Annotated in this window: 10 protein-coding genes and 1 pseudogene; 6 read left to right on the top strand and 5 right to left on the bottom strand. The window is 68.3% G+C overall.

Features of this window, described 5'->3' with window-relative positions:
• A partial coding sequence (locus tag CCN33_RS16590) for an NsdA family TPR-like regulatory protein (protein ID WP_086694375.1) occupies positions 1–1,166 on the bottom strand: 1,166 nt, incomplete at its 3' end.
• 150 nt (positions 1,167–1,316) lie between these two features.
• Between CCN33_RS16590 and CCN33_RS16585 the strand changes: the two genes are divergently transcribed.
• From CCN33_RS16585 to CCN33_RS16575, 3 genes are all read left to right on the top strand, one after another.
• Positions 1,317–1,733: an ATP-binding protein gene (locus tag CCN33_RS16585; RefSeq protein WP_086694374.1), complete on the top strand. Its 417-nt coding sequence runs from the start codon at positions 1,317–1,319 to the stop codon at positions 1,731–1,733.
• Complete coding sequence (locus CCN33_RS16580; protein WP_086694373.1) at positions 1,730–1,909, top strand: hypothetical protein; 180 nt, start codon at positions 1,730–1,732, stop codon at positions 1,907–1,909. Before CCN33_RS16585 ends, CCN33_RS16580 begins: the two co-directional genes overlap by 4 nt.
• Before the next feature lie 365 nt (positions 1,910–2,274).
• Positions 2,275–4,419 (top strand): LamG domain-containing protein, encoded by a 2,145-nt coding sequence (locus CCN33_RS16575; protein ID WP_244173830.1) that lies wholly within the window; start codon positions 2,275–2,277, stop codon positions 4,417–4,419.
• A gap of 162 nt (positions 4,420–4,581) precedes the next feature.
• On the opposite strand, the gene CCN33_RS16570 is transcribed toward CCN33_RS16575, so the two are convergent.
• On the bottom strand, positions 4,582–5,250 hold the full coding sequence (locus tag CCN33_RS16570) for a YdcF family protein (RefSeq protein ID WP_086694372.1): 669 nt from the start codon (positions 5,248–5,250) through the stop codon (positions 4,582–4,584).
• Positions 5,251–5,263: 13 nt separating this feature from the next.
• Positions 5,264–6,364, bottom strand: a complete 1,101-nt coding sequence (locus CCN33_RS16565) for a helix-turn-helix domain-containing protein (protein ID WP_086694371.1) — start codon at positions 6,362–6,364, stop codon at positions 5,264–5,266.
• Between the two features lie 118 nt (positions 6,365–6,482).
• Here CCN33_RS16565 and CCN33_RS16560 point away from each other — a divergent pair, with 118 nt between their 5' ends.
• On the top strand, positions 6,483–6,899 hold the full coding sequence (locus tag CCN33_RS16560; RefSeq protein ID WP_086694376.1) for an ATP-binding protein: 417 nt from the start codon (positions 6,483–6,485) through the stop codon (positions 6,897–6,899).
• Between the two features lie 714 nt (positions 6,900–7,613).
• Here CCN33_RS16560 and CCN33_RS16555 read toward each other — a convergent pair.
• Together CCN33_RS16555 and CCN33_RS16550 are read right to left on the bottom strand one after the other, a co-directional pair.
• A complete protein-coding gene (locus tag CCN33_RS16555) occupies positions 7,614–8,192 on the bottom strand; it encodes a hypothetical protein (RefSeq protein WP_140394568.1) in 579 nt (192 codons plus the stop codon).
• A 416-nt stretch (positions 8,193–8,608) separates the two neighbouring features.
• Entirely contained in the window at positions 8,609–8,869 is a 261-nt protein-coding gene (locus CCN33_RS16550; RefSeq protein WP_244173829.1) for a hypothetical protein, read from the bottom strand.
• A 277-nt stretch (positions 8,870–9,146) separates the two neighbouring features.
• Between CCN33_RS16550 and CCN33_RS16545 the strand changes: the two genes are divergently transcribed.
• Entirely contained in the window at positions 9,147–9,572 is a 426-nt protein-coding gene (locus tag CCN33_RS16545) for an IS5 family transposase (RefSeq protein WP_425275849.1), read from the top strand.
• Positions 9,573–9,622: 50 nt separating this feature from the next.
• Positions 9,623–9,791, top strand: a pseudogene (locus CCN33_RS33825) (IS5 family transposase); the annotation flags it as partial.

Raw genomic sequence — 9,791 nt, 5'->3', positions numbered from 1 at the left:
GCGCGGGCCCGCGCGGCCGTGCGCTCCGAGGACAGGTCTCCTGAGGTGTGGATGACTTGCCGGGCCTCTTCGGCGGCCTGCTCTGGCTCGTTCGCGTCGGCCAGTGCCACGGCCAGCCATGATCGGTACAGCGCTACTTCCCTGGCGTGGGTGGCGTCGTACCGGCCCAGCACGTCCTGGAGGAGAGGCACCGCGCGCAGGGGCCGGCGCAGCTCGGTGAACACGCGCGCGTCCATGATCTCCAGTTCTTCGCGGCTCACCCAGTACGCCCATGACGGCGCCGGAGGCCCGTCCGCGGTGTCCACGGCGGCGTGCGCTTCACCGAGTGCGCGGAGGGCCGGCTGGGCCTCCCCGGCGTGGGTGTGCGCCCATGCCAAGCGGTCGAGGAACAGGGCGCGTGTGACGGCGGGGGCGTCCGGTCCGGCCTCTGCCACGGCCGCCCGCGTCAGGTCCAGGCCCTCGCGCTCCCGTCCGTTGTTCGACAGGTGGTAACCGAGACTGCTGGCGAGCTGCGCCACGAGCACCCCGTCTCCGGCTTGCCACGCCGCGGAAATGCCGAGCCGGTACGCCCGCTCCGCCTCCGCACCCCGGCCTGCGTCCGAGGCGATCCACCCGGCGATCTGTCCCAGCTCCCCGATCTGCGCGAGCAGGCCGCGGCCCGTGTCCTCGGAGTGCTCGGACTCGCGGTACAGCCGGATGGCCGCGCGCAGTTCCCGGAAGGCGGGGGCGATGAGGTCGCCGCCGGACAGCACGTCGTCGGCGAGCCGCAGGCCATGTACGCGAGCCGCCAGGCCGTCCACGGTAGTGGCGCCGATCCGCCGCCCGCAGGGGGCGGCCAAGGGCTCCAGGACATCACCGTCAGGCAGTAGGTCGGCCAACGTGGCCGCAACCCCTGGAAGGGTGGCGAGGGTGTCGCCCCGCGCGTAGGCGGCAGCCTGTTCCAGTTCCCTGAGCGGCACGTCGAAGACGACCCCGAGGAACGGCAGCCACGTGTCCGGGACTCGGGCGCCCCGCTCCCACCGTGAGACTTCGTTGCGGGTGATGGAGTGTGTTCCCGACGCAGCGCATAATGCGGCGGCCAACTGAGCTTGAGACCGCCCGGAGTGCCGCCGCAGTCTGGCGAGATAGGCGCCGAATTCCCGTCGCCGCTCGTTGGTGTTGCTCATACCGCCCCCTTCTGAATGCAGTGTGGCCCCTCCCTGGCCCCCTGGTTGGCTCCTCCGCCCGGTCTCACTCCCCGGTTACCTGAACGCAGAGCGCTCCGGCGACCGCGCGAACGGCCCCGGAGCTTGGCCGATCTGAGAAAGCAGACCGACATGCCGCAACCTACAACGCGGGCTCGCGAGACTGGACACCCTGGTTACAGCGAAACGTTGCCACGCAGCGGCGAGAGCGCGGCCGGCGCGCGGCGCCTCGTACGCATCGCACTGACGGCATGGGGACTGGACACCTTGGTCGACGACGCCGCCTTGGTCGTCTCGGAGTTGGTCGCCAACGCCGTGCGGCACTCCCGCCGGGAATCCATCCGCATGATGGTGGAACGCACTGCCCCGCGCACGGTCCGTGTAGCCGTCGCGGACTTCTCCCGCACGATGCCCGAAGCGCGCACTCCGAAGCACGATGACGAGGACGGACGCGGCCTTCTCCTCGTCACCTCCCTCGCAAGGACCTGGGGCACGGACGAACGGCGGTGGGGGAAGGTCGTGTGGGCGGAGCTGGAGGAGCGCGGGTGAGTATCAGCGAGTCCCCCAGGCGCAGCGCGGCCCGAGCCCACTTGTCGCAGTTGATCGACATGTTCGGTACGGACGGCTGCCTGCGGATCAGCACGCACTCTGTCTATGACACAAGCAGCTTGGCTCCGGATATTGCCTCCAAGAGCGACGAACCGGGCAACGACGAGCAGACCTGAGAGTCGCAGCTCATCTCCCGACTCGACCTCCCGCTGAACCTCGATCAGAACCGCCACAACGCGTTCCACAGGCCGCTTGCAGGGGCTACGGGCCAAGGCTCGTCAACGGGCGCGGGAGTTACCCGTCAGCTCCTAGTACTCCGGCCGGACATCGTGGTCGGCCGATCAGGGCTGTCTCCAGAACTTCGGCAAATGTGAACGTGCCCGGTGTCGGGCCGGGTGCTTTCGGGGGCGCCGGGGTGTATCAGCCCCCGCCCACAAGTGAAGGGAAAACCCTGTTCGGCGATGTCAGCGGCCTCTGTTAGCTTCATGCGGCGCGTGTGATCCACAAGCGTCAAAGATCCACAGGGGAGGGCCACTTGACCATGTTCGGAAGGACAGGCAGACGCAGACGGATGGTGGTGGGGAGCTGCGCTGCCGCGCTGCTGGTCGCGGCCGCCGGTACGGCACATGCGGTGGACAACCTGCCGCCGAAGCAGCCGCTCGTCCTGGACCTCCAGACGCAGAGCAAGGCCTGCGCCACGGGCGACGACACCCCGTACGTGCCGCAGTCGCCGAGGCTCAGCGCGATGTTGTACGACCCCGAGGAGGACAACCAGCCCAGCGAATTCAGCCCGCTCAGCGGCGAGTTCGAAGCGTGGTGGACGGACGCAGCAGGAGCGGAGCAGCGCCGCACCTACAGCACTGGCATCTTTTCGTCGGGGTCGCGTTTCTACTGGACAATGCCGGCCGACATCCCGGCTGACACGGTCGTCTCCTGGCATGTCCGCGCGAACGACGGCAAGGCGACCTCCGCGTGGAGCGATGAGGGCGACGGCTCGGTCTGCTCGTTCGTGTACGACGACGTGAACCCCGAGAAGGCGACCATCAGCTCCCCCGAGTACCCCAATCCGGACAAGGTGTTCTGGGTGGACGGGGTGGGCGTCTACGGCCACTTCACCATGGATTCTCCTTCCGACGACGTGGTGTCGTACACGTACGGCTTCATGGGAGGTCCTTACGGGACCGTCTCCGCGGAGCGGCCAGGCGCAGCTGCGACCATTCCGTACCTGCCGCTCACTTCAGGGCCCAAGTCGCTGACGGTCCGCGCGATCGACCGGTCGGGCCGGAGCAGCGGCGAATCGTCCTACCACTTCAACGTGAAGGCCGGGCATGCCCCTGTCGCCCGCTGGAAGCTGGACGACCCGGCAGGCTCCCGTTCGGCCTCCGCCGAGGCGGGCACCGCGGCACGTGCCGGCACCGGCGTGACCTTTGGCGGCCCCGCGCCCGCGGGTACCGGAGCCACCGCCACCGTCAGCCTTGACGGCAGCGGCCACGGCTTTCTCACCCCTGACGCGCCGGCCACCGACATCAGCAAGACCTTCGCCGTGAGCGCCTGGGTGCGGCCCGCCGAGACCGGCCGGAACATGACCGGCGCCAGTCAGGACGCGGACGGGAAGCCCGGCTTCAGCCTCGGGCTTCGCAGCCATGACCCCGGCCCCGTCTGGTCGTTCGCGATCGCGGGCGCGCGGGTGTCCGGTGGCGCGCCGGAGACCGGCGAGTGGGCCCATCTGCTGGGGCTGTACGACGCGGAGACAGGTCGTGCGCAGCTGTACGTCAACGGCCATGAGGTCGGCACCGCGGCAGAGGCGAAGCCCGCCGCGACGGCCGGCCCGTTCCAGATCGGACGTGCCCGCGGGACGACCGGCTACCGTGACCGGTGGCACGGTGACATCGGTGATGTACAGGTCCACGACCGGGTCGTGGTGCCGGGTGAGGCAGCCGAACTGGGAGGGCGCAAGCCGAAGCTGCTCGGCCACTGGTCGCTGGAGAACGCGGCGGACGGTGTGAGTCCCGAGCAGTCGGACGGCGCCCCGCTGCGGCTCAGCACAGGAGCGTCGATCTATCGCGGCTCCGACAATTCCTGCATCCCCGACCTCGACCCCGACTGCACCTACGTACCGCCGCCGCTCGCCGGCGACGGGCATCTGCGCCTGGACGGCGAGACCGGGTACGCCGCTGCCGACGGGCCCGTCGTGGACACCGGGGACAGCTTCACCATCGGCGTCGTCGTTCGCCTCGCGGACTCCGAGCCGACCCACCCGATGACAGTGCTCTCACAGGCCGGCGAGCACACCGACGCGTTCAAGGTGCGCTACGAGCCGTCCACGTACAGCTGGCAACTGGTCATGCCGGAGAAGGACGAGGCCGGAGCCCCCGAGAGGGTGGTGTCCCAGATCACGGGCGCGGACGGCGGCGAGGGACAGGGTCATCGACTCGCCGTGGTCTACGACGACGGGACCGACACGATCAAGCTCTACCTCGACGGGTATACGAACGACGAGGCGACCGCGACCCTCCCCAACGGCTGGCACAGCACCGGGGCCCTCCAGATCGGCCGGGGCAAAGCCGGTGACGGCTGGGGCGAGTACCTCCACGGCGACGTGGACGAGGTGCAGGCATACTCCGGTGCGCTGCGGGACGAAGACGTGACCGGCCTGGGCTGGACCACGGATCCCTGCCTGTGCTGATCTTTTCGGGCTGAGTCCAAAGCTCTCCCTCTCCGATGGCCCGCCGAAACCCCGGTTCCGGCGGGCTATCGGGCTGTTGCAGGCTCGGCGAGGACAGCGTCTTCGCAACCAAGCTGAACGGGGCCGCCCGCTGGTGCGTGAGGTCAGGTCAGCTCGGGCAGGTCAGGAAGCGATGAGACGGGTTGTGAAACCGTCCCGGACGAGGGATTCGTAGGCGTCCCGCACGTCTTCGGGGACCTCCTGTTCGATGGCGAAGCCGAGCTTTGGGTACTCGATGATCCGCTGGAGGTCGCCGACGAGCATGTCCAGGACGAGCTTTTCGTCGCCGATGGACTTCAGGTAGTCGTCGAACTCCAGGGGCTCCGACGCGCAGAGGAATTCGACGCCGGGCCACAGCTTGCGGGCGGTCGCGTATGACCGGCGTTCCATGTAGGGCTTGCAGATGAGCATCACCATGGTCGGGGTGATGCCGGCGGCGGCCAGGACCTCGCGGGAGAGGGTGATGTTCTGCCCGGTGTTGCCGGCGTTCGGTTCCAGCAGGATCGCTCCGGCGGGGACCCCGAGGCCGAGGGCGTGCTCGCGGAAGTGGACGGCCTCGCCGCGCGGGAACACCCTGATGGTGGTGGGGCTGTTGCCTCCGGTGAAGACGAGAGCGGGGAACAGCCCGGCGCGGTACAGCTTGGCGGCGTGGGTGGCGACGCCGAGGTCGTGACTGCCCAGGCCGATCGCCACGTCGACGGGGCGCGGCTGGTGGTGCAGCTGGTGGTAGTCCCAGATCCGCGCAGCCCGGTGCCACTGGTCCTCGGTGATGGTCTGCTGGTTGTCGCTCACGGCTCTCTCCCTGTCACCGTCGCAGGGGGCCGGCCGGCCCCTCGCTCATGGCCCTGACGCCCTCGATGCTGCGCAACTGGTGCACGAGTCCGTACCGCGCGGCCGTGTGAGTGGCCTGATCGAGGACGCGGAGCCCATCATCGCGGGTCGCGGTGTCGGAGAGCAGGATGTGACCGTGGGCGGTGTCCAGCCGGACGCGCTCCATCGGCGAGTCGGTGTTGCCACTGCCACGGGCGACGTCGATGAAGTGCAGAGCTTGGTCCAGGTCGCCGGCGCCACGGCGGGCCAGAGCGACCTTCTGGTGGGCCACCGACCAGTCGTCGGGCTCGGTGAGATCCTCGAAGTCGCGGATCGCGGCCCGCATGACGTGGGTCGCGTAGTCATGCCGACCGTTCTTGCTCAGCGCCGTACCCACCCACAGGCGAGCCCTGGCGCGGTCTCTGCGGGAGAGCCGGTCGTCGACGGCGAGGGTCTCGTAGTGGCGGGCGGCGGTCTCCAGCTTGCCGGACATCTCCGTGATCACGGCGAGGGAGAGGTCCAGCTGCGCGATCCGCCGAGGGATGCCGAGCTGGACGAAGACCGCGCGAGCCCCGGCGTAGGAATGCTGTGCGGACAGCGGGCCGAGTAAGCAGCCCTGGTCGCGTTTCAAGTCACCGAGCAGCGCGGTCGAGCGGGCGAAGAGGTACAGGCCCTTGTCGTCCAGTTCCCGGGCCTGGAAACGGACCAGCCAACGGTTGAGCAGAGTGTCGGCGAAGGCGAACTTCTGACGGGAGAGCGCGACGCCGACGCGGTCCAGGTCCTCGGCCCACGACTCGTACTCCCAGAGCCGGGGGCCGGTGCCGGCGGCGGGCTGTGCAAGATGCCGCGCCGGGCCGGCCATCTCGGACAGGAGCGTCTCGAAGCGCACGTGGACGGAGACGTCCGCGCGTCCCAGAGCGGTGTCGAGCATGGCCTGGGTATCGGGTCTGGGCGCGGTTCCGGCGCGCTTGCTCTCCCACTTCGAGACGGTAGCGACGGCGACGCCGAGGTGCTCGGCGAAGGCCCGCACGCTCAGACGCAGGGCGAGACGGAGCGCCCTGGTCTCCAGGCCGGTCCAGTGGTGCACGGTCGCCACACGTCACTCCCTTCCACCACCATCGAAGCAGAACGGGTGCGGACGGCGGGACGAAAGTGGAACGGAAGTAGAACGGCCGGTGATTGGCCACAGATTCGGTGACATCCATGCTCGGAACATGTCGCAACCCACCACGCGGCCTCGTCCGACCGGGCACCCCGGTTACAGCGAGACGCTGCCGCGCGTCCCCGAAAGCGCCAGGACCGCCCGTCGTTTGGTGCGTGCCGCCCTCTCCGCCTGGGAGCTGAACGACCTGACGGACGACACTCTCCTGATCGTCTCCGAACTGGTGGCCAACGCCGTACGGCACGCCCGGCGCAACTCGATCCGCGTGATGGTGGAACGCCGGGCACCGCGCACGGTCCGCGTTGCTGTGGCGGACTTCTCCCATGACCGGCCCGAGCCAAGCCCGACCACGGCTGACGCGGAAGACGGGCGCGGGCTCTTCCTCGTGATGACGCTCGCCACGAACTGGGGCACGGACGAGCGGCGCTGGGGGAAGGTCGTGTGGGCGGAACTGGAGGGACACAGGTGACCGACGGGACCCCCACGCGCAGCATGGCTCGCGCCCACCTGTCCCAGCTGGTCCACCTGTTCGGCACGGACGGATGCCTACGGATCAGCACGGCGTCGGCCCACGTCGTGGGGGGCTCGACTTCGGATGGTGTCCTCGACTGCGACGAACCGGGTGACGACGAGCAGGCCTAGAGGACTACTTGGACACAGACAGCTGAGGGTGCGCCGCGCGAGCGCCGACCGTCGAGGTTGAAGGGGCACAGCTCCCTCACGGACCGGTCAGGGGTGGTGCCCATCGACCAACCAGGCGCCTTCTAAGCGCTTGGCCGCAGGTTCGAGTCCTGCCGGGGGCGCGTCTTCCAGCCGTCCCTCCGGGGAGGGCTTTTTGCTGGTCAGGCGGGGTTGCAGTGGTCATGACGAGGCCCCGTCCTCTCCCCCGACGATCGCAGGAAGACTCCGGGGCCGTCCGGCTGTCACCGGGTTCTGGCGGGTGGCCGTGTCGAATACGTGTCGAAGTTTCGGGAGCTCCGTCAGCCGACATCCGGCCGCTCGGGCAGATCTCCGGCAGCCTGCAGTCCCCGTTAACGATCGGGCCCTATCGGCGCCCAAGGGTGCCCCCGAGCGTTGGGCGCGCGCCCACCAGGCTGCCCGCCATCCGAAATGGGAATCGAGTCGGCAGGCCCAGGGCCGAGCCCTTCGTGACGCTGGTGGACAACTGATCGCGCGGGACGCACTAACTCAGCGAAGACACGGTGACATCGGTGATCTTGGCGGTCACCTTCGTCAGACGGCCAGGAGTTGTGATCGAGACCGGGTCGTATGTGAGCTGATCTTGATCGGTCAGCTCCATCGTCTCGATGACGGGCCCACTCTCGTCACCACGGACCTCATAGGTGATGGAGAGAGTCTTTTCGGGGTCCAGTGACGTCACGCTGAGGTACGACAAGTGGGGTTCCACCGTGATATTGCACCCGGCGCTGCCGAAACACTGCTTCTCAGTGGTCTTGAGGGTCAGCTCGAAGTCCTTCGACGTGGGGCTGTCGTTGTAGCTCTCCTGGGCCTCTGCGGCCACGTCGGCGGGGTCTTCGACGGGCGCCGCCGGCGACGACGCGGCAGACGTTGGGCGGGGACCCGCCGACTCCCGGCTGGAACCGGAGACGAGCAGTGCGGTGATCCCGGAGGAGACAGCCGCGACGATCACGGCCCCAACGATCATCGCGATCACCGTGCGCCTGCGGGTGCGCTCCGGTGTCGCCGGCGGCACAGGCGGTACGGGCGGCATCTCCGGGATGGCCCCAGTTTTTTCTTCCACGTCATGTTCCCTTGTGACTCTCAAGGCGCCATGTGGCTCGGTTTTTGATGGACAGACATACGGGGAACAGGCCGTGACTGAAGCGCGACGGCTCGCCCGTTTTCGAAATAGCGTGAGGTGGCAGACTGGGACACGAGCGGGCCACTACAAGCTGCTCTGACGGCGCCAGATCGGCGTGTCCGCCCCATTGTGTTCAGGTACATCGACACGCAGACGCAAGAAGGCAGTTCGAGGATCAACCGGGTCGCCCGAACCTTGAGGCGAAGGACCTACAGCAGCTACGGGACGGTGACGCAGGCCGCTCGACCTCCGCAGCGGCGCCACCCTCCAGGGGCCAGCGCGATGCGCCGCCGATGGAGAACGAGCCGTGAAGAGGGACGCACCGACGCGGCCCCCTTACCACGCGCCTCGGGTGGCTACTTACCCACGCGGATCTTCTCGTTGTCGAGCAATGCGGTGTGCGTCGTTGCAACGAGCATTAGCAAAACGAGCAAGAGACCGGCCCAGTTCTTCGGGTCGTTGCCGGACACGGCGGTGGAGAAGACCAATACGCCCACCTCGACCACAACATAGACGGCGGCCAGCCAGGGCTTGATGACACCCTTAACGGCGGCTACGACGAACGGCACCGCGGCGAGCAGACTGAAACTAACCAAAGGCACAAGCGTCCAGATCACCTGGGCGACTCTTGACCCAAACATTCGGGGTCGAGCCGGAGTGATCGGCGAGTTGATGTACGGGTTCGGGCTGTACGCCATCGGTGTCCCCCAAGTCCGTTGCGCGACTCAGCCAGTGTGAGGGAGATGTGTTGGTTAAGTGAACAACAAATTGTCATTGTGTCAGATCTGTGACTCAGGCGGTCGGGTCTACTAGCTAACTCAGCTGGCCATCTCCGCCACGTGGCTCCTAGGGCCTGTTGCGAAAGTGGATCTTGTTTGTCGATGATCACGTCCTGTGGGACGTGGGGATCTGACGAACGGGCAGTGGGCCAGGCTGGAGCCGCTGATGCCGCTGGGCATCAGGCCGGGTCGTCCGCAGGTGTGGACGCGGCGGCAGCTGATAGACGGCATACGGTGGCGGACCCGGACCGGCGCGCCCTGGCGCGACGTTCCGGAACGCTATGGGCCGTGGGACCGGGTCTACGACCTGTTCCGGCGCTGGCAGCGGGACGGTACCTGGGCGAGGATCCTCACCCAGCTCCAGGCCGAGGCCGACGCCAAGGGCCTGATCACCTGGGACGTAAACGTCGACTCCACCGTGTGCCGGGCCCACCAGCACGCCGCCGGAGCGGCGAAAAGGGGGACCTCCAGAAGGAACCGCCCGGCGGCGTCTTCGTCGAGCCGGCCGACCACGCACTCGGACGATCCCCCGGCGGACTGACCAGCAAGAGTCACCTCGCGGTCGAGCAGGGGCAGAAGCCCTTGTCCGTCGTGGTCACGGCCGGGCAGCGGGGCGATTCCCCGCAGTGCAAAGGGGTCCTGCAAGCCATCCGGGTCCCGAGGCTGGGGCTCGGCAGGCCGCGCAAGCGTCCCGACCGGGTCCGGGCTGACAAGGCGTACGACTCCCGCGACAACCGCGCCTACCTGCGCAGACGCGGGA

This window comes from Streptomyces recifensis (genome assembly GCF_002154615.1).
Lineage (GTDB): Bacteria > Actinomycetota > Actinomycetes > Streptomycetales > Streptomycetaceae > Streptomyces > Streptomyces griseoluteus.
Note: the sequence above shows the minus strand (reverse complement) of the source record. Positions and strands in the feature narration are given on the sequence as shown.